The sequence below is a fragment of the Actinoplanes sp. DH11 genome (genome assembly GCF_020873875.1).
Lineage (GTDB): Bacteria > Actinomycetota > Actinomycetes > Mycobacteriales > Micromonosporaceae > Actinoplanes.
Genome location: NZ_JAHWGU010000011.1, coordinates 69,344 through 92,144 on the forward strand (window position 1 = coordinate 69,344; position 22,801 = coordinate 92,144).

A 22,801-nucleotide genomic window follows, 5' to 3' on the forward strand; every position below is an offset into this window, starting at 1 on the left:
GGGTCGCTTGGTGGCCCGGGTGCCTTCTCGTCATCCGTACTAGTGAGCGCTCTTGACCGTGTCCAAGATCCAGGAGAGCACGAAGGCCTCCTCCTTCCAGGCGTCGTACCGGCCGCTGCGGCCGCCGTGGCCGGCGCCCATCTCGGTCTTGAGGAGGTACTCGCCGTCGGGGGCGACCGTGCGCAGGCGGGCGATCCACTTGGTCGGCTCGTGGTAGAGCACGCGCGTGTCGTTGAGGCTGGTCACCGCGAGGATCTTGGGATAGGCCAGCTTCGCGACGTTCTCGTACGGGCTGTACGACTTCATGTACGCGTAGACCTCGGCGGACTCGAGCGGGTTGCCCCACTCCTCCCACTCGGTGACGGTCAGCGGCAGACTCGGGTCGAGGATCGACGTGAGCGGATCGACGAACGGCACCTCGGCGACGATCCCGGCGAACGCCTCCGGCGCCAGGTTGGCGACCGCGCCCATCAGCAGGCCACCGGCCGAACCACCGCGCGCGACCAGGCGCGACGCCGACGTCCACCGGCTGCGCACCAGGGCCTCGGCGCACGCCACGAAGTCGGTGAAGGTGTTCTTCTTCGCCAGCATCTTGCCGGTCTCGTACCAGTTGCGGCCGAGCTCGCCGCCGCCGCGGACGTGCGCGATCGCGAAGACCACGCCGCGGTCCAGGAGGCTGAGGCGGGCGATCGAGAAGTACGGGTCGATCGAGTGCTCGTAGGAGCCGTAGCCGTAGAGCACCGCCGGGGCCTCGCCGTCACGCCGCACACCCTTGCGCGTCACGATCGAGATCGGGATGCGGGTGCCGTCCGGCGCGGTCGCCCACTCGCGGAACTGCTCGTACTCCGCCGGGTCGTAACCGCCCAGCACCGGCTTCTGCTTACGCAGCGTCATCGAGCGGGTCACCAGGTCGACGTCGTAGACCGACTCCGGGGTGACGAGCGAGGTGTAACTGATGCGCACGGAGTTCGTCTCGTACTCCGGGTTGCCGGCCAGCCCGACGCTGTAGATCGGCTCCGGGAAGGACATGTCGTACGCGTCCGTGCTCCCGTCCGTCATCACCCGCAGGCCGGTCAGGCCCTCCCGGCGCAGCGACACCACGACGTGCCGGGCGAACGCGTCCACCGACTCCAGGCGGGTGCCGGGCGTGTGCGGGATCAGCTCCACCCACTCGCCCGGGTTGTCCACCGAGGTGCAGGCGAGCGCGAAGTCCTCGGCGTCCCGGTTGTGCAGGATCAGGAAGCGGTGGCCGTGGTGCTCGATGCTGTACTCGACGCCCTGGACACGCTCGGCGATGAGTGCCGGCTCCGCGGTGGGCTGGTCGGCGGGGATCACCCGTACCTCAGAAGTGATCTTGCTCTGCGCGTCGATCACGATGAACTTCTCACTGCGGGTGAGGCCGACACCGACCCAGAAACGCTCGTCCGGCTCCTCGAACACCACGGTGTCGCCGGACTCGCCGATCACGTGCCGCCACACCCGGTTGGGCCGCCACGCCGCGTCGACGGTGATGTAGAACAGCACGCTCCCGTCAGCCGACCAGGCACTGCCGTAGAACGCGTCCGGCACCTCGTCGGGCAGCACCTCACCGGTGCGCAGATCCTTCACCCGCAGCGTGAACCGCTCGTCGCCGTCGAAGTCGGTCGAGAAGGCGAGGCGGTTGCCGTCCGGGCTGACGTCGAACGTGCCGAGCGCGAAGAACTCGTGCCCCTCGGCGAGCTGGTTGCCGTCGAGCAGCACCTCCTCGCCGGGCTTCTCCGCACCCATCGGCGGGTCGGTCTCGCCCGGGCGGACCGGGACGCGGCAGTGGATCCCGTACTGCTTGCCTTCGACCGTGCGGGTGTAGTACCAGAAATCGCCCTTGCGGGTCGGCACCGAGAGGTCGGTCTCCTGCGTGCGGCTGCGGATCTCCTGGAAGACCTTGGCGCGCAGGTCCTCCAGATGCGCCGTCGCTCGCTCGGTCCAGGCGTTCTCGGCCTCCAGGTACGCAATGGTCGCCGGGTCCTCCTTGTTCATCAGCCAGGCGAACTCGTCGGTGACCGTGTCGCCGTGGAAAGTGCGCTCGGAGGGCGACTGGTGGGCCGTGGGGGGCGCTTCTTTCGTCACCGGAAATACGTTACCGGCCCCGCCGGGCCCCCGGAGTTCCTTACACACGTCGACCTCAACGATTCGAACATGTGTACGATATGCCAGAGTGGACGATCTTCAGGGGGTCTCGATCTCCGTAAGGGGGAGGCAACGGCGTGAGTGATTCCCTTCTCGACACGCTCGTGGACATCTGCGGCCCCGGGTTCGCGCGCCCGGGCCGTTCCGTCGATCGGGCCGCCGGCCGGCGCGCCGGGCTGGTCGCGCAACCCGCCACCGCGCCAGCGGTCGCCGCCACCCTGCGGCTCGCCGCCGAACGCGAGCTCTCCGTCCGGGCACGCGGCGCCGGGACCAAGATCGACTGGGGTACGCCGCCAGCCGGTCTCGACATCATCGTGGACACCGGCCGGCTCAACGGGATGTGGGACCACCACGGCACGACGGCCGTCGTGGCCGCCGGCACCCCGGTCACCGCCGTGCAGGCCGCTCTCGCCCTGCGCGGGCAGCGCCTCGCCGTCGACCCGCCGTCCCGGGCCGCCACCGTCGGCGGCATGCTCGCCGTCAACGAGTCCGGCCCGCTGCGGCACCGGTTCGGCAGCCCCGCCGCGCAGGCCCTGAGCGTGGGATACGTGTCGTCCGCCGGTGACGAGGCCGAATCCGACGGCGAGGACGGCCGGCCCGGCATCGCCGAGATCGACGGCGTGCTCACCTCGGCCGTCCTGCGGCTGGAGCCGCTGCCACCGGCCCGCCGCTGGGTCGGCCGCGGCGTGACCACACCCGCCGAGGTGGAGGAGCTGGTCGCCAACGCCCTAGCGCTCGACCTCACGCCCAGCGGGATAGAGGTGGAGCTGCCCGGTTCCGGCGGCGGCGTGCTCGCGGTCCTCCTCGAAGGCACCGAGGCCGAGGTCGCCGACACCGCCGACCGGATGGCCGGCGCGTGGGGCCCGAGCTCGGTCGTCGCGGGGTCGGCACCCGCCTGGTGGGGGCGCTACCCGTTCGGCCCCGGCGACGTGGCGCTGCGGATCGCGGTGCAGCGCCAGCACCTGCAGTCGGTGACCTACGCGCTGCGCGACATCGCCGGCGGCGCAGTCGTCGTCCGCGGCTCCGCCGGCGTCGGCACGGTCCACGCCGCCCTACCCGGCACCCTGGGCGCCACCCGCGTACGCGAGGTGCTCACCGCGATGGACCAGGTCCTGCTGGCCCGCCGCGGCCGGCTGGCCGTGGTGTCGGCGCCGCCCGAGCTGGCCACCGAACTCCCGATGGCCGACCGCCACAACCTGTTCTGACCCTTTCGCGGGCCGCGCCGGCTGCCCTGCGGCTCGGCCTGGCTTGCGGCTCGGCCTGGCTTGCGGCTCGGCCTGGCTTGCGGCTCGGCCTGGCTTGCGGCTCGGCCTGGCTTGCGGCTCGGCCTGGCTTGCGGCTCGGCCTGGCTTGCGGCTCGGCCTGGCCTGCGGTGGGCCTGGCCTGCGGTGGGCCTGGCCTGGCCTGCGGTGGGCCTGGCCTGCGGTGGGTCAGCCGAAGGAGGGGATTCTGGTCACGGCTTCGGATGCCAAGTGGCGTCCGAGCCGGGCCACATCCCCGACCGCGTAGGTGAGGTAGGCGAACTGCCCGACCTCACGCACCCCCGTCAGCACCAGGTCATCGACCAGGAGCTTGCGGCGCAGCAGAGGCGCGCCGTCACCGAGGATGGCGGGCGCGATCCCAAGGATGATCTCGTCGAGCAGGCCGTGGTCGACGAACTGGCTGACCAGGTTGCCGCCACCGGCGAGCCAGACGTTCTTGCCCTGCGCGGCCACCACCATGGCATCGTGGACGCGGCGGACATCCCCACTGATCATGAAGACGTTGGCGTCCGGCACGGGCGGCAGATCGCGGTGGGTGAAGACCCAGCACGGTACGTCGCCGTACATGTCGTGCCAGTTCTCCGGCTCCTCCAGCAGATTGTCGTTCTTCAGCACCCACTCGTAGGTGGTGGCGCCCATGGCGAACGCGCCGACGCCGGCGAAAAACTCGCCGAACGGGTTGGCCGTGCCCTCGTCCACCTCGAAGAGCCAGTCCAGCGAGTTGCTCTTGTCGGCGATGAAGCCGTCGATGCTGGTGGCGGTGTAGTACTGCGTCTTCGCCATGACCAACACGATGCCACGACACGGCCGACAAAAAGGGCAGATCGATCAGGACTGCGGGAAGAACTCGCCGGACACCAGGCCGGACGTCACCACACCCACCACCTCCTGATCCTCCCCAGCCGCCAGCCGCCAGCCGCCAGCCGCCAGCCGCCAGCCGCCAGCCGCCAGCCGCCCAGTGGCCAGCGGCCCCAGTGGCCCGGCGGCCTAGCGGCAGCCGCCCCAGCGGCCAGCCGTGTCCCCTGCCTGGCGCCCAAAGTGTCGGCCACGCCGAGAAGTTGATCTGCTGGCGTAGCGAAATCGCGGTTTAAGCCCCATGATCACCGCGATTTCGCATCGCTAGCAGATCAACAACGCCGGGCGGACAGAACGCAGCGGACCGCGCCGACCGCGAAGGAGCCGAGGCCGAGAACACCACTCCGCACCCCGCCGCCGGATCGACATCCTGCACGACCAGGCAGGAGGCGCCCCCACCCAGCCTCGCCTGCCCGCGCCCGGCCTCAGCCTGCCCGGCCTCGACCGGCGGCCCGCCGGCTCGACTCGCGGCCCGCCCGGCCTTGGCCTGCTGGCGGCTCGCCCAGCGCTCGCCCAGCCCGCGCCCCGCCCAGCCCGCGCTCGACGTCAGCCCGCGCTCGACGTCAGCCCGCGCCCCGCCCAGCCCGCGCTCGACGTCAGCCCGCGCCCCGCCCAGCCCGCGCTCGACGTCAGCCCGCGCCCCGCCCAGCCCGCGCTCGACGTCAGCCCGCGCCCCGCCCCAGGGTGGCGGATCAGCCCCGGGGGGCGGATCAGGCCGGTTTCTTGACGTCGTAGGTGAGGTAGGCGAACTGACCCATCGCCCGCGCCTCGGTCAGCGTCAGCCGCGCGGCCCCCAGCCGTCGCGGGAGCACCGGCGCGCCCTTGCCCAGCGTCACCGGCGCCACCCCGAGGATCACCTCGTCGAGCAGGCCCGCGTCGGCGAACTGGCCGGCCAGGTCGCCGCCGCCGACGACCCAGATGTTTTTGCTGCCCGCGGCGGCGGCCATCGCCTCGTGGGCGGGCCGGACGTCGCCGCGGACGAAGCGGAGGTCGGCCCCGGGGATGGCGGGCAGTTCGCGGGAGGTGAAGACCCAGGCCGGGGTGTCGCCGTAGGGCTCGCGCCACTTCTCCGGGTTGTCCAGCGCCTTCTCGTGGGCCAGGATCCACTCGTAGGTCGTCGACCCCATGGCGAACGCGCCGACGTTGTCGAAGAAGTCGGCGAACGGGTTCTGCCCGCCCTCTTCGACCTCGAAGAGCCAGTCCAGCGAGTTGTGCTCGTCGGCGATGAAGCCGTCGATCGTGGTCGCGGTGTAGTACTGCGTCTTCATACCGATGACCCTGCCACGCGGGTACGACAGAAGCGGCTACGACAGAAGCGGCTACGACAGAAGCGGGTACGACCCAAGCCGGGCTGGACGGTCAGGCGTCGTTGCGCAGGACCAGGATGGCGATGTCGTCGCGGGGTTCCTCGACCGAGAAGTTGATCGTCGTGGAGCGGAGCCGGGCCGCCGTCACGTCGGCCGGGTAGCCGGCCAGTGGGACTGCCGCCTCGCGCAGCCGGTTGGAGCCGAAGAGTTCGCGGCCGCGCCGGCGCTCGGTCACGCCGTCGGTGTAGAAGATCAGGGAGTCGCCCGGGTCCAGGGTGATCGACACGTCCGGCGAGGTGATCGTCTCGAGCAGGCCCAGGGCGGTGCCGCCCTCGCCGACGAAGGACGTCCGGCCGTCGGCCCGGACCAGCACCGCGCGGTCGTGGCCGGCGAGGTGCAGGCAGACGCCGAGTGATTCACCCTGACGGGTGACGGAGGCCATCGCGAGCGTGCAGTACCGCCCGCCGCCGCGCTGCACCAGGGTGCGGTTGACCCGCCAGAGGATCTCGCTCATCGCCTTGCCGTCGTCGACCAGGATCCGGATCACGTCACGGACCAGACCGGTCACGGTCGCGGCCTGCACGCCCTTGCCGGAGACGTCGCCGACCACCACCAGGTATTGCCCGTCGCCGAACGGTACGACGTCGTAGAAGTCACCGCCCACCTCGGAGCCGGTCGGCACGTACTCCGCGGCGAAGCCGATGCCGTCCACGTGTGGCAGGGCCGGCGGCAGCAGGGAGGCCTGCAGCGTCCGCGCCACCCGGTGCCGCTCGTCGTGGATGCGGGCGTTGTCGATGGCCAGTGCCGCGCGCCGGGCCACGTCCTCCAGCACGGCCACCTCGTCGGCGTCGTGCCGGTGTTTCGGGTGGCGGCCGACGGCGAGGGTGCCCAGCCGGGCGCCGCGGGCCACCAGCGGCACGGCGTAACCCTCCGAGGGGGTGCCGAACATGACCTGGGTGCCGAGCCGGGACGCCTCCTCGAGCCGGGCGAGGATCGACTCGGGGCCGGTGTCGGCGAGCGACGAGTGCAGCTGGGCCAGCTGGGACTCCTCGGCGTGGGTGGCGGCGGCCAGTTGCAGCCGGCCCCAGGCGTCGGTGGTGTGCACCGCGCACCACTGGCCGAGCCGCGGCACCACGAGCTGCGGGATCAGGGCCATCGTCAGGTTCACGTCGAGGGACTGGGCGAGCAGTTCGCTGGCCTCGGCGAGGAAGGTCATCCAGGTCTGCCGGCGGGCGTCGGCGCGGCGCAGCCGGTCGTTCTCCAGGTGCAGCGAGAACCGTTCGGCGACCATGGTGGCGAGGGATTGCGCGTAGCCGACCGGGGACGCGTCCAGTTCCAGCTCACCGGAGTAGGGCCGGTGGACGTTCAGGGGCACCCGGATGGTGTCGGCGTTGTCGCGGGGTGCCCGTCCGTAGCGGGCGAGGAGCTGCCGCCCCGTACCGTCGCCGCGGTCGAGCCGGACCACCCCGCCGGCCGCGCCGGTCAGCCGCGCCAGCCGGGAGAGCAGGTCGGTGGCGAGGTCGGTCAGGCCTTCGTCGGTGTGCTTCTCGGAGCCGCTGCGCAGCAGGCCGGTGAGCGCGCCGAGGCTCGGCGACTCGGCGTGGCCGGGCAGCCGGACCGGGATGCCCGCGCCGTCGCCCTGCTGGTCGAGGCGGAACCAGACGCCTTTGCCGTCGCCCTCGTGCACGGTGCCCCAGCGGCTGGCGAAGTGGTCGACCAGCAGCAGGCCGCGGCCGCGTTCGGCGACCTCGCCGATGTCCGGGCTCTCGTTGCGGGGGCCGACCGCGAGCTGTTCGACCGGGCCGGGCGCGAAGTCGGTGACGCTGACGGTGAGGCCGCCCGCGTCGGCGGTCACCTCTATCTCCAGGTCGGTGTTGGCGTGCACCACGGCGTTGGTGGAGAGCTCGGTGGTGAGCAACAGCGCCTCGTTGAGCAGCGCGACGAGCCCGGTCTCCTCGAGCACCGAGCGGACGAGTGCGCGGGCCGCCGCCGGGGTCCGACGATCGTTCGGCAGCCGGGTTCTGCGCACCAGCGCATCAGGCGACGCACCTATAGGAACGGTTCCGACCTCGGCTGGCACCCATGCATCCTCTCCTGCCGGTGGGTGTATGCACAAAGTCGTCTCTCGCATTGACCCGGTCGGGCGAGAGAGGATAGGTAACCCCCGGCGTTGAGGTTTGTTCCGGACGGCGGAAAAGGTACGTCTTGAACAACCCTCGGTTGGACAGCGAGTGAGGACAGCATGACAGCGGCCAACGAAGCCAGCGTCGGCGTGCCCGACGAGACCGTTCTGCTCGAGGAGCTCGCGGACGCCTTGCGCCGTGTCCGCCGCGGCGATCTCAAGGTCCGGCTGCCCCGTCGCAGTGGCATGGCCGGTTCGGTCGCGGAGGCCTTCAACGAGGTGATCTCCCTCCAGGAGCGGCAGAACCTGGACATGCGCCGGATAAGCCGGATCGTGGGTCGCGACGGCCGGCTCACCGAGCGCCTCGACGAGGAGGGCCTGGACGGCGCCTGGGCGGACAGTGTCCGCTCGGTGAACTCGCTCATCGACGACCTGGCCCGGCCGACGACGGACTTCTCCCGGGTCATCGTGGCGGTCGCGGAGGGTGACCTCTCGCAGCACATGGCGCTGGAGATGGACGGCCGCCCGCTGCGCGGCGAGTTCCTCCGGATCGGCCGCACGGTGAACACGATGGTGGACCAGTTGTCGTCGTTCGCCGACGAGGTGACCCGGGTGGCGCGCGAGGTGGGCACCGAGGGGGAGCTGGGTGGTCAGGCGGACGTGCGGGGCGTCGCCGGCACCTGGAAGGACCTCACCGACTCGGTGAACACGATGGCGTCGAACCTGACCCACCAGGTCCGGTCGATCTCGCAGGTGGCGACCGCGATGGCCCGCGGCGACCTGTCCCAGAAGATCACCGTGTCGGCGCGCGGCGAGGTCGCCGAGCTGGCCGACACCATGAACGGTCTCACCGACACGCTGCGGCTCTTCGCCGAGCAGGTGACCCGGGTGGCGCGCGAGGTGGGCACCGAGGGCAAGCTGGGCGGTCAGGCCGAGGTGCCGAACGTGGCCGGCACCTGGAAGGACCTCACCGACTCGGTGAACTCGATGGCGTCGAACCTGACGAGCCAGGTCCGCAACATCGCCCAGGTCTCCACGGCGGTGGCGAAGGGCGATCTCTCGCAGAAGATCACGGTGGCCGCGCAGGGCGAGATCCTGGAGCTCAAGGACACCGTGAACACGATGGTGGATCAGCTGTCGTCGTTCGCCGACGAGGTGACGCGGGTGGCCCGTGAGGTGGGCACCGAGGGCCGGCTCGGCGGTCAGGCCCAGGTCCGCGGCGTCTCCGGCACCTGGCGGGATCTCACCGAGAACGTGAACCAGCTGGCCGCCAACCTGACGGCCCAGGTCCGCAACATCTCGCAGGTCTCCACGGCGGTGGCGAAAGGCGACCTGTCGCAGAAGATCACGGTGGACGCCCGGGGCGAGGTCCTGGAGCTGAAGAACACCGTGAACACGATGGTGGACCAGTTGTCGTCGTTCGCCGACGAGGTGACCCGCGTGGCGCGCGAGGTGGGTTCGGAGGGCAAGCTGGGCGGCCAGGCCCAGGTCAAAGGCGTTTCTGGTACGTGGCGCGACCTCACCGACAACGTGAACTACATGGCGTCGAACCTGACCAGCCAGGTCCGCAACATCGCCTCGGTCACCACGGCCGTGGCGAAGGGCGACCTGTCGCAGAAGATCACCGTCGACGCGCGCGGCGAGATCCTGGAACTCAAGTCGACCGTCAACACCATGGTCGACCAGCTGTCGTCGTTCGCCGACGAGGTGACGCGGGTGGCCCGCGAGGTCGGCACCGAGGGCAAGCTGGGTGGTCAGGCGCAGGTGCGTGGGGTCGCCGGCACCTGGCGGGACCTGACCGACAACGTGAACTCGATGGCGTCGAACCTGACGAGCCAGGTCCGCAACATCGCCCAGGTCTCCACCGCCGTGGCGAAGGGCGACCTGTCCCAGAAGATCACCGTCGACGCGCAGGGCGAGATCCTCGAGCTGAAGAACACCGTGAACACGATGGTGGACCAGCTGTCGTCGTTCGCCGACGAGGTGACCCGCGTGGCCCGCGAGGTGGGTTCGGAGGGCAAGCTGGGCGGTCAGGCGCAGGTGAAGGGCGTGGCCGGCACCTGGCGGGACCTGACCGACAACGTCAACTACATGGCGACGAACCTGACGAGCCAGGTCCGCAACATCGCCTCGGTCACCACGGCGGTGGCGAAGGGCGATCTCGGCCAGAAGATCACGGTGGACGCCCGGGGCGAGATCCTGGAGCTGAAGAACACCGTGAACACGATGGTGGACCAGCTGTCGTCGTTCGCCGACGAGGTGACGCGGGTGGCCCGCGAGGTGGGTTCGGAGGGCCGGCTGGGTGGTCAGGCGCAGGTGCGTGGCGTCGCGGGCACCTGGCGGGACCTGACCGACAACGTGAACCAGCTCGCCTCCACGCTCACCATCCAGTTGCGCGCGATCGCCGAGGTGTCCACCGCGGTGACCCGCGGTGACCTCACGCAGAGCGTCGCAGTCGAGGCGCAGGGCGAGGTGGCGGAGCTCAAGGACAACATCAACCAGATGATCGTGACGCTCCGCGACACCACCAAGACGAACGCGGAGCAGGGCTGGCTCGACTCGAACCTGGCGCGCATCGGTGGCCTGCTCCAGGGCCAGCGGGACGTCGGCGAGGTCTGCCGCATGATCATGACCGAGGTGACGCCGCTGGTGGACGCGCAGCTCGGGGCGTTCTTCCTGGTGGACAACGAGGAGGCGGTGACCCGGCTGCGGCTGGCCGCGGCGTACGGCTACGTCGCCCGTGACTTCGAGGTGACGTTCGGGCCGGGCGAGGGGCTGGTCGGCCAGGCCGCGGTGTCCCGTCGCACGATCCGGGTCCGGGCCACCCACGACGGGATACTCACGATGCGCTCCGGGCTGCTCGCGATGCCGCCGAACGACCTGGTGGTGCTGCCGGTCCTGTTCGAGGGCGAGATGCTCGGCGTGATCGAGTTCGCGTCGGTGGCGGCGTTCAACGGGCTGCACCTGACGTTCCTGGAGCGGCTGGTCGCCACGATCGGCGTCGCGCTCAACACGATCCAGGCGAACCGGCGTACCGAGGAGCTGCTCACCCAGTCGCAGCGCCTGGCCCGGGAGATGCAGGACCAGTCGGCCGAGTTGCAGCGCACCAACGCCGAACTGGAGGACAAGGCCAAGCTGCTCAGCGAGCAGAAGGCCAACATCGAGCTGAAGAACCGGGAGATCGAGCTGGCCCGGCTCGGCCTGGAGGAGAAGGCGCAGCAGCTGTCGCGGGCCAACACGTACAAGTCGGAGTTCCTGGCGAACATGAGCCACGAGCTGCGTACGCCGCTGAACTCGCTGTTGCTCCTGGCCCGATTGCTTGCCGACAACACCGAGCAGAACCTCAGCAGCAAGCAGATCGAGTTCGCCCGGACCATCCACAGCGCCGGTTCGGACCTGCTGTCGCTGATCGACGACATCCTCGACCTGTCCAAGATCGAGGCCGGCCGGATGGACGTCGAGCCGGACGTCGTCGACTTCCACGGCATCCGCAGCTACGTCGAGCAGGCCTTCGCGCTGCAGGCGGAGAACAAGGGCCTGGAGTTCCGGGTGGACGTGGCGCCGGAGCTGCCCGAGTCGATCGTCACCGACCCGCAGCGGCTCCAGCAGATCCTGCGCAACCTGCTGTCGAACGCGGTCAAGTTCACCGACAGCGGCTCGGTGACGCTGAGCATCTTCCCGGCCTCGCCGGACGTCGACCTCGAGATCCCGTCGCTGCTGTCGGCCCGGCAGGTGGTCGGGTTCGCGGTGACCGACACCGGCATCGGCATCTCGGACGAGAAACTGGCGATCATCTTCGAGCCGTTCCAGCAGGCCGACGGCACCACGACCCGCAAGTACGGCGGCACCGGCCTGGGCCTGTCGATCAGCCGGGAGTTCGCCGCGCTGCTCGGCGGCACGATCACGGTGGCCTCGGTGCCGGGCGGCGGCTCGACCTTCACCCTCTACATGCCCGAGGCGCTGGTGCCGGACGCCATCCCGATGCCGGCACTGCCGCCGGTCCCGGCGAAGGCGGTGGCGGTCCGCCCGGTCGCCTCGCTGGACATGCCGCTGATGGAGATGCCACAGCTGACGCCGCGGGTCGAGGAGAAGCCGGTGATGACGCCCGCCGGCCGGCAGCTGGACGGCGCCACCGTGCTGATCATCGACGACGACGTGCGGAACGTCTTCGCCCTGACCAGCGCGCTGGAGATGCACGGCCTGAACGTCCTCTACTCGGACAACGGGGTGGACGGCGTACGCATCCTGGCCGAGCACCCGGAGGTCGACATCGTCCTGATGGACGCGATGATGCCCGACCAGGACGGGTACGAGACCACCCGCGGAATCCGGCGCAATCAGCGCTTCCGGGACCTACCGGTAGTCTTCCTGACGGCGAAGGCGATGCCCGGTGACCGGGAGTCCGCTCTTGCCGCCGGTGCGAGTGACTACATCACCAAGCCGGTCGACCTGGACGAACTGATCGAACTGATGGCGCGCTGGGTGAACGCGGAAGGGGCCGACGGTCCGGGACGTGGCTGACACGCTTCGGCGTTACCCGGCAGCGCATCGGGGTAGCAGGCTGGGAGGAACGACCTGTGGGTGAGGTGAGCACGCGTGGGTGAGCGCGCCAAGGCGCTGCTGGTCGACGACCGGCGGGACAATCTGCTCGCTCTGGAGGCGATCCTCCAGGGCCTGCCGGTGACCGCGGTCGCCGTGGAGAGCGGCGAGGCAGCCCTCAAGCAGTTGCTCACCGACGACTTCGCGGTGATCCTGCTGGACGCGCACATGCCCAACATGGACGGGTTCGAGACCGCCAGCCACATCAAGCGGCGGGAGCGGACCCGGCACGTACCCATCCTTTTCCTGACCGCCGCCGACCGCGATGCGCAGCTCGCCCTCCGGGGTTACGCGGTCGGCGCGGTCGATTACCTCACCAAGCCGTTCGACCCGTGGGTGCTCCGGGCGAAAGTTTCCATCTTCGTCGAGCTCTGGACCAAGAACCAGCAGCTCAAGGCGCAGGCGGAGGCGTCGAAGGAGCGGGAGGCGCAGTGGGAGCGCCTGACCGAGACGATGGACGAGGCGGCGCGGGTGCTGCGGGCCGGCGGGGATGACGCCGCGGCCGAGGCACTGGACCTGCTGGAGAAGGCCCGCTGGGGGAGCTGAGGTCTCCGGTGTGACCTGGGTCACGCCGAACAACCTTGGCGGGCAGCCGCGCCACTACCGGGGCGTGATCGCTTGATCATGCGCGACGACCGCCGTCCTTGCCGACGGCGGTCCTCCATCCCACGAGTAGGAGCAAAATGCGGCACGCAATGCCTCCCGCTGCCTCGGACCGCCGCCGGCGCCGCCGGTTGGTCACGGGCCTCGGCGCTGCCGGTGCGGCCGGTGCGGTCACCGCCCTGGTCGCCGTTCTGGTTCCGTCGGCCTCGGCCGCCACACTCTTCTCCGACGACTTCGAGGGCGGCGCGAGCGGCTGGTCGAAGTCGGGCGGCACCTGGGCGGTCGCCACCGACGGCTCGAAGGTCTACCGGCAGTCCAAGGCGGACAGCGAGCTGGCCCGGGTCTTCGCGGGCGAGACGTCCTGGACCGACTACTCGGTGCAGGCCCGGGTCAAGCCGGTCACCCTCGGCAGCGGCCTGGCCGGCATCGCGGCCCGCGCCGGCAACGCCTCCACCATGTACCGCCTGGCACTCACCGCGGCCGGCAAGGCCGAGCTCCAGACGGTGAAGGGCAGCGCGGTGAGCGTGCTCGGCTCGGTGCCGGTCAGCAACCTCACCTCCTGGCACACGCTGCGCATCGACGCTTCGGGCAGCACGGTGACCGGTTACGTCGACGGCGCGAAGGTCGCCTCGGGCGCCGGCACGCTGTCCTCGGGACGGATCGGGCTGGTCACCAGCTATGCCGCGGCCTCGTTCGACGACGTCGCCGTCAACCCGGTGAGCGGCTCCACCACCCCCACCAGCCCGGCGGCGACCGCAACGAAGCCGCCGGCCGCCTCGCCGTCCGCCAGCAAGTCCGCGAGCAAACCGCCGGCTGCCTCGCCGTCCGCGAGCAAGTCCGCGAGCAAGCCGCCGGCCGCCTCTCCGTCCGCGAGCAAGTCCGCGAGCAAGCCGGCCGCCACCGCGGCGCCCACGCCGACCTCCGGCTCGACCGGCAGTCCCACCGCGGCCTGGCCGGCCGCCAACGGCAGCAAGCCGGTGACCGCGACCATCCCCGTCTCCGGCACGCTGGACGGCGGCAACGCCCGCTACTTCGGCAGCGGCGCCCTGGGCGGCGACGGCCAGGACGAGGGCCAGGACCCGCTCTTCAAGCTGGCCGACGGCGCGGTGCTGAAGAACGTGATCCTCGGCGCCCCGGCCGCGGACGGTGTGCACTGCTCCGGCTCCTGCACGCTGATCAACGTGTGGTGGGAGAACGTCGGTGAGGACGCCGCGACATTCAAGGGCGGCAGCTCGGCGACCTACACCGTCGACGGCGGCGGTGCCCGCAGCGCCGACGACAAGGTGTTCCAGCACAACGGCGGCGGCACGCTGACCATCAAGAACTTCCAGGTCTCCGACTTCGGCAAGCTCTACCGTTCCTGCGGCAACTGCTCCACCCAGCACAAGCGTGCCGTCGTGGTGCAGAACGTGATCGCCACCGCACCGGCGAAGAGCCTGGTCGGCGTCAACGAGAACTACGGCGACACCGCCACCCTCTCCAAGGTCACCGTCGTCGGCGACAAGGACCTGGAGATCTGCGTCCGGTTCAAGGGCAACAACACCGGCAAGGAGCCGACCAAGACCGGTACCGGTCCGGACGGTGTGACCTGCAAGTACTCCGCATCTGACATCACCTTCAAGTGATTTCGCGCGGTGGCCGCCGGACAACCGGGTCCGGCGGCCACCCCCGCCGATGAGCCACCGAAGGCTGCTTGCGGCACAGATCCACGGTTGGAGGGCGGCGGGATGAGGCTCATCGACGACGAGGTACGCGCGGCACTGCGCGCCGAGGCGGTCCGGCACCGCCCGAACCGCGAGGCGATGCTCGACCGGATCACCGAGACGGCGATGCGCAACCAGTTCGGAAGGCACCGGGCAGCACCCCGGCTGCGGATCAGCGGCGCGGCCGTCGCGGTGGCCGCCGTGCTCGGTGGCGGCGGGTTCGCGCAGTGGGCGCTCGCCGGGGACGGCACGCCTCCGCCACCCCCGCCGGCACCGGTGGTCAGCACGCCGGCGACCCCGCAGCCGACCCCTTCCGGCACGCCGAAAGCACCGGCCGCGTCCCCGCCGCCGAAGTCGATCGCTCCGTCGGCCCGCGCGGACGCCTCCAGCAAGGTGCCGCGCCGGTCCTCGGCGGCCCCGCCCCCCAGCAGCCTGCCGCCGTCGAACGCCGCCGTCGCGGATCCGGCGGTCTCCAGGCCCCTCCGGTCGGCCGGCTCGATCGACCCGGAGAGCGGCGACAGCCAGGGCAGCGGAATGGTGACGATCCGGACGGCCGAGCGGCTCACCGCCCTCGAGGTGACGATCCGGGTGGCGCGAACCCCCGGCCTGGTCTCCCGCGGCGGCAGCCAGCAGGTGCCGGGCGCGAGCGTCACCGACGAGGTCACCGAGGAACCGGACGCGCTGGTCTACCGTTTCGCGGTCTCCTCCGGCGACATCCTGGAGCCGGGGACCTATCTCTTCTACGCGCGGTACACGCACGCCGACGGCGGGCGGGACGCGGGCGCGGACACCTATGCCGCGACGGCCGTCACCGAGGCCGGCGCCACCGTGACGATTTCCGGTGCCTTCGGCTGACCTTCTCCGCTTTCTCCGGCCGACGTTCCACAGCCGACGCCGCTCTCAGCAAGCCACAGCCGACGCCGCTCTCAGCAAGCACCCAACCGCGATGTGACAGCATCGCGGTATGGGACGTGGCGGCTCAGGCGGTGCTACTGATCATCAGCGCGCTGCGCAGGCCGGTGATGTCCAGCACCCGCATCAGGAAATCGCCGACGTTGGCGAGGGCCAGCAGCGTCTGCGCGTGTTGTGCCTTGCGGCTCAGCACCACGAGCGTGCCCAGACCCTGCGAGTCGCAGAAGGTCACGCCGGCCATGTCGAGCACGATGCGCGTCGGCGGCTCGGCCAGCAGCTCGTTGACGATCGTGGACAGCTCGGTGACCGTGAGCACGTCGATCTCCCCGGCGAGCGCTATCACGACCTCGTCGGGGGCTCGCTGAACCGTGATGGACAGCTCGGGTCGCTCCACGCAGGTCAGCCTATCCTCTCCGGGGCGGTTCGGCCCGTTCGGCGCGGTCAGACCCGGTCCTTCCGGGTATCCGCCGGTGACGTGAACAACCCTCTCGAGATACTCGACGTACGGCGCTGACAGAATGGGAACCGCTGTGACCACGACATATCCCACCGCGGGTCTTCCTTACCCGGAGGACGCCCCGGTCTCCCAGGCCCTGTTCGACCGCGCCCAGGCCATCGTGCCGGGCGGGGTCAATTCACCTGTGCGTGCGTTCCGAGCGGTCGGCGGCACGCCCCGATTCATGGTCTCGGGCAGCGGCCCCTGGATGACCGACGCGGACGGGCGGCGCTACGTCGACCTGGTCTGCTCCTGGGGTCCGCTGATCCACGGGCACGCCCACCCGGAGATCATCGAGGCGGTGCAGCGGGCCGCCACGTCCGGCACCAGCTTCGGCACGCCGACGGCCGGTGAGGTCGACCTGGCCGAGGAGATCGTCCGGCGGACCGCGGTCGACGAGGTGCGTCTGGTCAACTCCGGCACCGAGGCCACCATGACCGCGATCCGGCTGGCCCGCGGCTACACCGGCCGCTCCAAGATCGTGAAGTTCGCCGGCTGTTACCACGGTCACGTGGACGCGCTGCTCGCCGCGGCCGGCTCCGGCGTCGCCACGCTCGGCCTGCCCGACTCGCCGGGTGTCACCGGCGCGGCCGCGTCCGAGACGATCGTCGTGCCGTACAACGACGTGGCGGCGGTCGAGGCGGTCTTCGCGGCCGAGGGTGACGCGATCGCGGCGATCATCACCGAGGCGGCCCCCGGCAACATGGGTGTGGTCGCACCCCGCGACGACTTCAACGGCAAGCTCGCCGACATCGCGCACCGGCACGGCGCGCTGCTGATCGTCGACGAGGTGATGACCGGTTTCCGGGTGTCCGCGGGCGGTTGGGCCGGGCTGCACCCGGTCGACGCCGACCTGTTCACCTTCGGCAAGGTGATGGGCGGCGGCCTGCCGGCGGCGGCCTTCGGCGGCCGCCGCGACATCATGTCCCGGCTGGCCCCGGCGGGCCCGGTCTACCAGGCCGGCACGCTCTCCGGCAATCCGCTCGCCTGCGCGGCCGGCCTGGCCTCGCTGCGGCTCGCCGACGAGGCGACATACAAGCGGCTCGACGAGGTGGCCGGCACGGTCGGCTCGCTGGCGTCCGAGGCGCTGACCGCGGCCGGTGTCCCGCACCGGCTGTCCTGGGCCGGCAACATGTTCTCGATCTTCTTCACCGATGCGGACGTCGTCGACTACGAGTCCGCGAAGACCCAGGACGCCGCGGCGTTCAAGGCCTTCTTCCACACGATGCTGTCGCACGGGGTCTACCTGCCCCCGAGCGCCTACGAATCGTGGTTCGTCTCGACCGCGCTCGACGACGCGGCGCTGGAGCAGATCGCCGCGGCCGTGCAGCCCGCGGCCCGAGCCGCTGCGGGGGTTCAGTCTTGAGCGAGCCGACCAGGACCACGGTGCACGTGCTGCGGCACGGCGAGGTCTTCAACCCCGGCAAGATCTTGTACGGGCGCCTTCCCGACTTCCACCTCTCCGAGCTCGGTCATCAGATGGCCAAGGCCGCGACCGAGGTGCTGGCCGGCCGGGACATCACGCACGTGGTGGCGAGCCCGCTCGAGCGTGCCCAGGAGACTGCCGCGCCGTTCGCCGCCGAGTTCAAGCTGGAGACGGCGACGGACGTCCGGCTGATCGAGAGCGCGAACTACTTCGAGGGCAAGAAGGTCTCGGTCGGCGACGGCGCGTTCAGCAACCCGCGGCACTGGTGGGTGCTGCGTGACCCGATCACCCCGTCCTGGGGCGAGCCCTACCTGGTGATCGCCCAGCGGATGTTCGCGGCGGTGCAGGCGGCCCGGGTCGCGGCCGAGGGGCACGAGGCGGTCTGCGTCTCGCACCAGCTTCCGATCTGGACGCTGCGGCGGTACGTGGAGGGCAAGCGCCTCTGGCATGACCCGCGTCGCCGCGAGTGCGGGCTGGCAAGCCTCACCTCGTTCCGGTTTGAGGGGTCCAAGGTGGTCGGTGTGGACTACTCCGAACCGGCCGCGCACCTCGTCGCCCTCTCCGCGACGGCCAAGACCGCCAAGGGGGCGTGACATGCGTCGCCTCGTGGCCGTCACCGTCGCAGCGGTCGCCGCTGCCGGGCTCCTGGCCGGCTGCGGCGGCGACGACAAGAACTGGGCGAAGAACTGCTCGACCACCGAGAACCTGGTGGTCGAGTGCGCCCCCGAGGACCGGCCGCAGGTCTCCGGCGTGACGGGTGAGCTGCTCGACGGCGGCAGCTACGACGTGGCCGGTGACCTCGGCAAGGTGCTCGTGGTCAACTTCTGGGGCTCCTGGTGCGCGCCGTGCCGGGCCGAGGCGGACGACCTGGAGAAGACCTACCAGGCCACCAAGGCCAAGAACGTCGCGTTCATCGGCGTGAACAACCGGGACGACCGGGATTCGGCGATCAACTTCGAGCGGGGCCGGGTGACGTACCCGAGCCTCTTCGACCCGGCCGCCGCACTGGCCATCAAGTTCGACCCGACCCAGGCGAGCACCCCCGGCACGCTGATCCTGGACCGGCAGGGCCGGATCGCGGTCGCCATCCGGCGGGCCACCACCGCCGTCGAACTCCAGCCACTCGTCGAACGGGTGGCCGCCGAGGACCTTCCGACCACCCCACCCGCCACCCAGCAGCGGACTGAAGGTGGTTCCTGATGGGAGAAGCCTTCCAAAGTACGGCCCTGAACGGACCGCTGCTCCTCGCGATCGGTGCGGCGCTGATCGCCGGGCTGGTCAGCATCCTCTCGCCGTGCGTGCTGCCGCTGGTCCCGGGCTACCTCTCCTACGTGACCGGGCTCGCCGGCTCCGACCTGGAGGAGGCGATCGGCAGCACGTCGAAGCCCGCCGAGCCGGGGGCGGTGGCGACCGTGACCCGGAGCCGCACGCTCGCGCTCAAGGGCCGTGTGCTGCTCGGCAGCAGCCTGTTCGTGCTCGGGTTCGCGGTGGTTTTCACGCTGCTCATGACGTTCGTCGCGAACATCGGCTACACCCTGCTGACGCACCGCGACACGCTCAACGTGGTGCTCGGCACGCTGGTGATCGTTCTCGGACTGGGCTACCTGGGCTGGATCCCCGGCTTCCAGCGCGAGGCCCGGTTCACGAAGCTGCCGGCGGCCGGCCTGCTCGGTGCGCCGGTCTTCGGGGCGATCTTCGCGGTGTCGTGGATCCCCTGCGTCGGCCCGACCCTGGGTGCCGTCTCGGCGCTCGCCGCCACCAGCGGCAGCACCGACCGGGCGGTGATCCTGGCGCTCGCCTTCAGCCTCGGGCTGGGCATCCCGTTCATCCTGTTCGGACTCTTCTTCCGCCGCCTGCTCGGCGTCTTCCAGGCGATCCGCCGGAACAGCCGCTGGGTGACCCGGGTGGGGGGCGCGCTGCTGATCATCATCGGGCTCACCCTCGTCACCGGCCAGTGGAACTACTTCCTGGCCTGGCTGATGACCACCCTCAACTTCGGCGGGGAGCTGTACCTGTGACGGTCGTGGAGGACCGACCCGAAACCGCCGAGGCGCCGCCGCCACGGCGGGCCAACCGGCTGTGGGCGCTGCTGCGCAACTCCTGGCGGCAGCTGACCAGCATGCGTACCGCCCTGGTCCTGCTCTTCCTGCTCGCGGTGGCTGCGGTGCCCGGCTCGATCTTCCCGCAGCGGTCGGTGAACCGGGAGAACGTCGCGGAGTACTTCGCCGCGCACCCCGATCTGGCACCCACGCTCGACCGGTTCTTCGCCTTCGACGTCTACTCGTCGCCTTGGTTCGCCGCGATCTACCTGCTGCTGTTCACCTCGCTGATCGGGTGCGTCCTGCCCCGCCTCCGCGATCATGTCCGGGCGCTGCGGACCGTACCCCCCGCCGCACCCAAGCGGATGGACCGCCTGCCGCACCATGCCGCCGGGATCGAGGGCTCGCAGAGCCCGGCCGAGACGGCCGCGAGCGTCGCACGGACCCTGCGCCGCAAGTGGTTCCGCACCCGGGTGCACGAGCTGCCGGACGGCGCGTGGTCGGTCGCCGCGGAGAAGGGCTACCTCAAGGAGACCGGCAACCTGCTCTTCCACTTCGCCATGCTGGCGATCCTGGTCGGGGTCGGTTTCGGGCACTGGTACGGCTGGCACGGCAACCGCCTCCTGGTGACCGGCGCTGACCAGGGGTTCTGCAACGCGGTCACGCAGTTCGACGACTCCGCGCTCGGTCCCCAGGTGGACCCCGGCGACCTGCCGGCCTTCTGCCTGAGACTGCAGGACTTCGAGGCGACCTACCAGGCCAACGGGCAGCCGAAGTCGTACGACGCGACGGTCGCGGTGAGCGAGAACGGCGGTCCCGACCAGATCCGATCGTTCACGGTCAACGACCCGCTGCGGCTCGAGGACGCCAACGTGCACCTGCTCGGGCAGGGTTACGCGCCGGAGGTCAGGTTCACCGACCGGTACGGGATCTCGCAGACCAAGGTCGTCCCGTTCCTGCCGACCGACGGGATGCTGACCAGCGAGGGTGTCGCCCAGTTCCCGGACGTCAACATCGACCCGGCAACCAACACCCGTGACGACAAGCTGCAGGTCGGTTTCGAGGGCGTGTTCCTGCCGACCGGCAGCACCGACGGCGAGGCCCGGTCGCAGTACCCGGCCCTCAACAATCCGGTGCTCTACCTTACGGCCTACCAGGGCGACCTCGGCCTGGACGTCGGCATCCCCGGTTCGGTGTACGCCCTGGACCGTGACCAGATCGACAGCGGCGAACTGAAGAAGGTCGGCGGCGAGCGGCCGTACGTGCTGCGTCCCGGCGAGAAGATGACCCTGGACGACGGCACCACACTGGAGTTCGTCGCGGTCCGCCAGTTCGCCACCCTCTCCATCCGGCACGACCCGACCCAGTTCATGCTGCTGATCGGCTCGGTGCTGGGCCTGGCCGGGCTGATGCTCTCGCTCTCCGTGCACCGCCGCCGTGTCTGGTTCCGGGTGGTACCGGCCGGTGCTGGACGGACGGGGAGTAGCGTGATCGAGGCCGGTGGGCTGCCTCGCACCGACTATCCCGGGTTCGGCGACGAGTTCGCGGCGCTTACCCGAAGCATCAAGGAAGGGACGCCCTGATGGCGGAGCTGTCGAATCAGCTGATGGCCTTCACCGTGCTGGCCTACCTGGCCGCCATGGTCTGCTACGCCGCGGAGTACGCGTTCGGCAAGCGCAGCCGGATCGGCAAGGCGGCCGTGCGCCCGGCGAAACAGCTGGTGGGCGCGGGCGCGGCCGTCCCGCCGGACGCGCCGGTCACGCCGGACGCCCCGGTGACGAAGGCCAAGGCCAGCCGCGGCGAGCTGGCCGGCCGCATCGCGGTGGGCCTCACCGTGCTGGGCTTCGCGCTGCACCTGGGCTCGACGGTCACCCGCGGCCTGGCCGCGGAGCGCATGCCGTGGGGCAACATGTACGAATACATCATCACCTCGGCCCTGGTCGGCGCCGGTGTGTTCGTGACGATCCTGCTGCGCAAGCCGGCCCTGCGCCACCTGGGTCTGTTCGCCTCGCTGGCGCTGGTGGTGCTGCTCGGCGCGGCCAGCCTGATCGCCTACACCCCGGTCGGCCCGCTGGTCCCGGCGCTGAACTCGTACTGGTTCATCGTCCACGTGTCGACGATCATCGTCTCGTCCGGCATCTTCCTGTTCGGCGCGATCCCGGCCGTGATGTTCCTGATCAAGGACGGGTACGACGCGGGTAGGCGCAGCTTCCCGTACACCCTGGGCAAGCGGGTCGGCGACGCCGGCGCGCTGGAGCGCCTCACCTTCCGCCTGCACGCGTTCGCCTTCCCGCTGTTCACGTTCGGCGCGCTGATCGCCGGTCCGCTGTGGGCCGAGGCGTCCTGGGGCCGGTACTGGGGCTGGGACCCCAAGGAGGTCTGGGCGTTCATCTCCTGGGTCGTCTACGCGGCCTACCTGCACGCCCGTGCCACCCCGAGCGTGAAGCGGACCGTGGCCACGTGGATCGCCCTGCTGGGCTTCGTGACGATGCTGATGAACCTGTTCGGCGTGAACCTGTTCTTCGAGGGCCTGCACAGCTACGCCGACGCGGGCGACTGAGCGAACTCAGCAGTCCCCGGCGGTCCAGGTGTCGTACCGGGTGACCCAATCGAGGCAGAAACCGCCCCGGCGCATTTGTTGCCCCGGGGCGGTTCCCGTGAGGGTGGCCACGTCCTCGCGCCAGTAGCGGGCCGGGCCGCCGTCGGCCGGCTTGAGCTGGACGTTGTCGACGGTCACCCGGGGTACGTCGATGCGGACCACCGGCTTCTTCGCGTCGGCATGCACCTCGACGTACTGCTCGATCCGCGCGCTGCGCCCGACCGGCAGCTTCTCCCGGGTGAGCAGGTTCCACTTGTTGTTCCAGAAGAGCCAGGCCTGCCAGACGCCGTCGGAGTCGGTGTGCAGGTCGACCCAGACCTTGTCGCCGGGCTTGATCGGGTACTGGTCGTAGAACTGCCAGGCGTTGGTGTTCGTGTTGAACGTGTAGACGCGCTGCTTGCCGGCGCCGGACCAGCCGGTCTCCGCCCAGCCCACCTCGAGCCACGAGATCCGGCCGGCGCCCATGTCCCGTTTCGCCATGAACCGGCTCGCCACGAAGTCGTACGTGTTCGGGCGTACCGACACGTCCACCACGGAGAGCCGGCCGGAGACGCCGCTCCACTCGCCGCTCGTCCCGGCGCCCAGATGGTGGTAGCCGCCGGGCGTGGCCACCGGGACCGACGACACGGCGACGAGTCCGGCGACGGCCACGCTGGCGAGGTTCACGTTGCGGTCAACGCGAGTGGCCGATCACTGGTGACGGGACCCCTCA

Annotated in this window: 17 protein-coding genes; 11 read left to right on the top strand and 6 right to left on the bottom strand. The window is 70.6% G+C overall.

The window, feature by feature from the left end; translation table 11 throughout:
* Positions 1–39: 39 nt before the first annotated feature.
* Positions 40–2,106: a S9 family peptidase gene (locus LPA41_RS17855; RefSeq protein ID WP_229071694.1), complete on the bottom strand. Its 2,067-nt coding sequence runs from the start codon at positions 2,104–2,106 to the stop codon at positions 40–42.
* 137 nt (positions 2,107–2,243) lie between these two features.
* Between LPA41_RS17855 and LPA41_RS17860 the strand changes: the two genes are divergently transcribed.
* Positions 2,244–3,371, top strand: a complete 1,128-nt coding sequence (locus tag LPA41_RS17860; RefSeq protein ID WP_229071696.1) for an FAD-binding oxidoreductase — start codon at positions 2,244–2,246, stop codon at positions 3,369–3,371.
* Positions 3,372–3,596: 225 nt separating this feature from the next.
* Here LPA41_RS17860 and LPA41_RS17865 read toward each other — a convergent pair whose 3' ends face one another.
* The 3 genes from LPA41_RS17865 to LPA41_RS17875 all read right to left on the bottom strand — a co-directional run bounded on the left by LPA41_RS17865 (position 3,597) and on the right by LPA41_RS17875 (position 7,670).
* On the bottom strand, positions 3,597–4,211 hold the full coding sequence (locus tag LPA41_RS17865; protein WP_229071697.1) for a dihydrofolate reductase family protein: 615 nt from the start codon (positions 4,209–4,211) through the stop codon (positions 3,597–3,599).
* Between the two features lie 782 nt (positions 4,212–4,993).
* A complete protein-coding gene (locus LPA41_RS17870) occupies positions 4,994–5,551 on the bottom strand; it encodes a dihydrofolate reductase family protein (RefSeq protein ID WP_229071700.1) in 558 nt (185 codons plus the stop codon).
* 91 nt (positions 5,552–5,642) lie between these two features.
* Positions 5,643–7,670 (bottom strand): SpoIIE family protein phosphatase, encoded by a 2,028-nt coding sequence (locus LPA41_RS17875; RefSeq protein WP_229071702.1) that lies wholly within the window; start codon positions 7,668–7,670, stop codon positions 5,643–5,645.
* A gap of 162 nt (positions 7,671–7,832) precedes the next feature.
* On the opposite strand from LPA41_RS17875, the gene LPA41_RS17880 reads away from it, so the two are divergent.
* From LPA41_RS17880 to LPA41_RS17895, 4 genes are all read left to right on the top strand, one after another.
* Positions 7,833–12,233, top strand: coding sequence for a HAMP domain-containing protein (locus tag LPA41_RS17880; RefSeq protein ID WP_229071704.1), 4,401 nt, complete (start codon positions 7,833–7,835; stop codon positions 12,231–12,233).
* 75 nt (positions 12,234–12,308) lie between these two features.
* Positions 12,309–12,857 carry a two-component system response regulator gene (locus LPA41_RS17885; protein WP_229071706.1) on the top strand — a complete coding sequence of 183 codons (549 nt, stop codon included), beginning with the start codon at positions 12,309–12,311 and terminating at the stop codon, positions 12,855–12,857.
* A gap of 149 nt (positions 12,858–13,006) precedes the next feature.
* Complete coding sequence (locus tag LPA41_RS17890; RefSeq protein ID WP_229071708.1) at positions 13,007–14,539, top strand: pectate lyase; 1,533 nt, start codon at positions 13,007–13,009, stop codon at positions 14,537–14,539.
* Positions 14,540–14,641: 102 nt separating this feature from the next.
* Positions 14,642–15,472 (top strand): hypothetical protein, encoded by an 831-nt coding sequence (locus tag LPA41_RS17895; RefSeq protein ID WP_229071710.1) that lies wholly within the window; start codon positions 14,642–14,644, stop codon positions 15,470–15,472.
* A 124-nt stretch (positions 15,473–15,596) separates the two neighbouring features.
* On the opposite strand, the gene LPA41_RS17900 is transcribed toward LPA41_RS17895, so the two are convergent.
* The gene (locus tag LPA41_RS17900) at positions 15,597–15,923 is read right to left on the bottom strand and encodes an STAS domain-containing protein (RefSeq protein ID WP_229071711.1); all 327 of its coding nucleotides are present in this window, start codon (positions 15,921–15,923) and stop codon (positions 15,597–15,599) included.
* Positions 15,924–16,047: 124 nt separating this feature from the next.
* Here LPA41_RS17900 and hemL point away from each other — a divergent pair, with 124 nt between their 5' ends.
* Genes hemL through ccsB form a run of 6 tightly spaced genes read left to right on the top strand, consistent with a single transcriptional unit; the run spans position 16,048 to position 22,050 of the window.
* Entirely contained in the window at positions 16,048–17,391 is a 1,344-nt protein-coding gene (gene hemL / locus LPA41_RS17905; protein WP_229071713.1) for a glutamate-1-semialdehyde 2,1-aminomutase, read from the top strand.
* Positions 17,388–18,044 (top strand): histidine phosphatase family protein, encoded by a 657-nt coding sequence (locus tag LPA41_RS17910; RefSeq protein ID WP_229071715.1) that lies wholly within the window; start codon positions 17,388–17,390, stop codon positions 18,042–18,044. Before hemL ends, LPA41_RS17910 begins: the two co-directional genes overlap by 4 nt.
* A 1-nt stretch (position 18,045) precedes the next feature.
* Complete coding sequence (locus LPA41_RS17915) at positions 18,046–18,651, top strand: TlpA disulfide reductase family protein (protein ID WP_229071716.1); 606 nt, start codon at positions 18,046–18,048, stop codon at positions 18,649–18,651.
* Positions 18,651–19,469 carry a cytochrome c biogenesis CcdA family protein gene (locus tag LPA41_RS17920; protein WP_229071718.1) on the top strand — a complete coding sequence of 273 codons (819 nt, stop codon included), beginning with the start codon at positions 18,651–18,653 and terminating at the stop codon, positions 19,467–19,469. Before LPA41_RS17915 ends, LPA41_RS17920 begins: the two co-directional genes overlap by 1 nt.
* Entirely contained in the window at positions 19,466–21,073 is a 1,608-nt protein-coding gene (locus tag LPA41_RS17925) for a cytochrome c biogenesis protein ResB (protein ID WP_229071719.1), read from the top strand. Before LPA41_RS17920 ends, LPA41_RS17925 begins: the two co-directional genes overlap by 4 nt.
* Positions 21,073–22,050: a c-type cytochrome biogenesis protein CcsB gene (gene ccsB, locus LPA41_RS17930; RefSeq protein WP_229071721.1), complete on the top strand. Its 978-nt coding sequence runs from the start codon at positions 21,073–21,075 to the stop codon at positions 22,048–22,050. The genes LPA41_RS17925 and ccsB overlap by 1 nt, the downstream gene beginning before the upstream one ends.
* Positions 22,051–22,056: 6 nt before the next feature.
* Here ccsB and LPA41_RS17935 read toward each other — a convergent pair whose 3' ends face one another.
* Positions 22,057–22,755, bottom strand: a complete 699-nt coding sequence (locus LPA41_RS17935) for a hypothetical protein (RefSeq protein WP_229071723.1) — start codon at positions 22,753–22,755, stop codon at positions 22,057–22,059.
* Between the last annotated feature and the right edge of the window lie 46 nt (positions 22,756–22,801).

Excerpts from the sequence above, each read along its gene's own strand:
- LPA41_RS17895 (WP_229071710.1), top strand. The coding sequence starts at position 14,642 with ATGAGGCTCATCGACGACGAGGTACGCGCGGCACTGCGCGCCGAGGCG.
- hemL (WP_229071713.1), top strand. The coding sequence starts at position 16,048 with ATGGGAACCGCTGTGACCACGACATATCCCACCGCGGGTCTTCCTTAC.
- LPA41_RS17880 (WP_229071704.1), top strand. The coding sequence starts at position 7,833 with ATGACAGCGGCCAACGAAGCCAGCGTCGGCGTGCCCGACGAGACCGTT.
- ccsB (WP_229071721.1), top strand. The coding sequence starts at position 21,073 with ATGGCGGAGCTGTCGAATCAGCTGATGGCCTTCACCGTGCTGGCCTAC.
- LPA41_RS17920 (WP_229071718.1), top strand. The coding sequence starts at position 18,651 with ATGGGAGAAGCCTTCCAAAGTACGGCCCTGAACGGACCGCTGCTCCTC.
- LPA41_RS17870 (WP_229071700.1), bottom strand. The coding sequence starts at position 5,551 with ATGAAGACGCAGTACTACACCGCGACCACGATCGACGGCTTCATCGCC.
- LPA41_RS17890 (WP_229071708.1), top strand. The coding sequence starts at position 13,007 with ATGCCTCCCGCTGCCTCGGACCGCCGCCGGCGCCGCCGGTTGGTCACG.
- LPA41_RS17915 (WP_229071716.1), top strand. The coding sequence starts at position 18,046 with ATGCGTCGCCTCGTGGCCGTCACCGTCGCAGCGGTCGCCGCTGCCGGG.
- LPA41_RS17865 (WP_229071697.1), bottom strand. The coding sequence starts at position 4,211 with ATGGCGAAGACGCAGTACTACACCGCCACCAGCATCGACGGCTTCATC.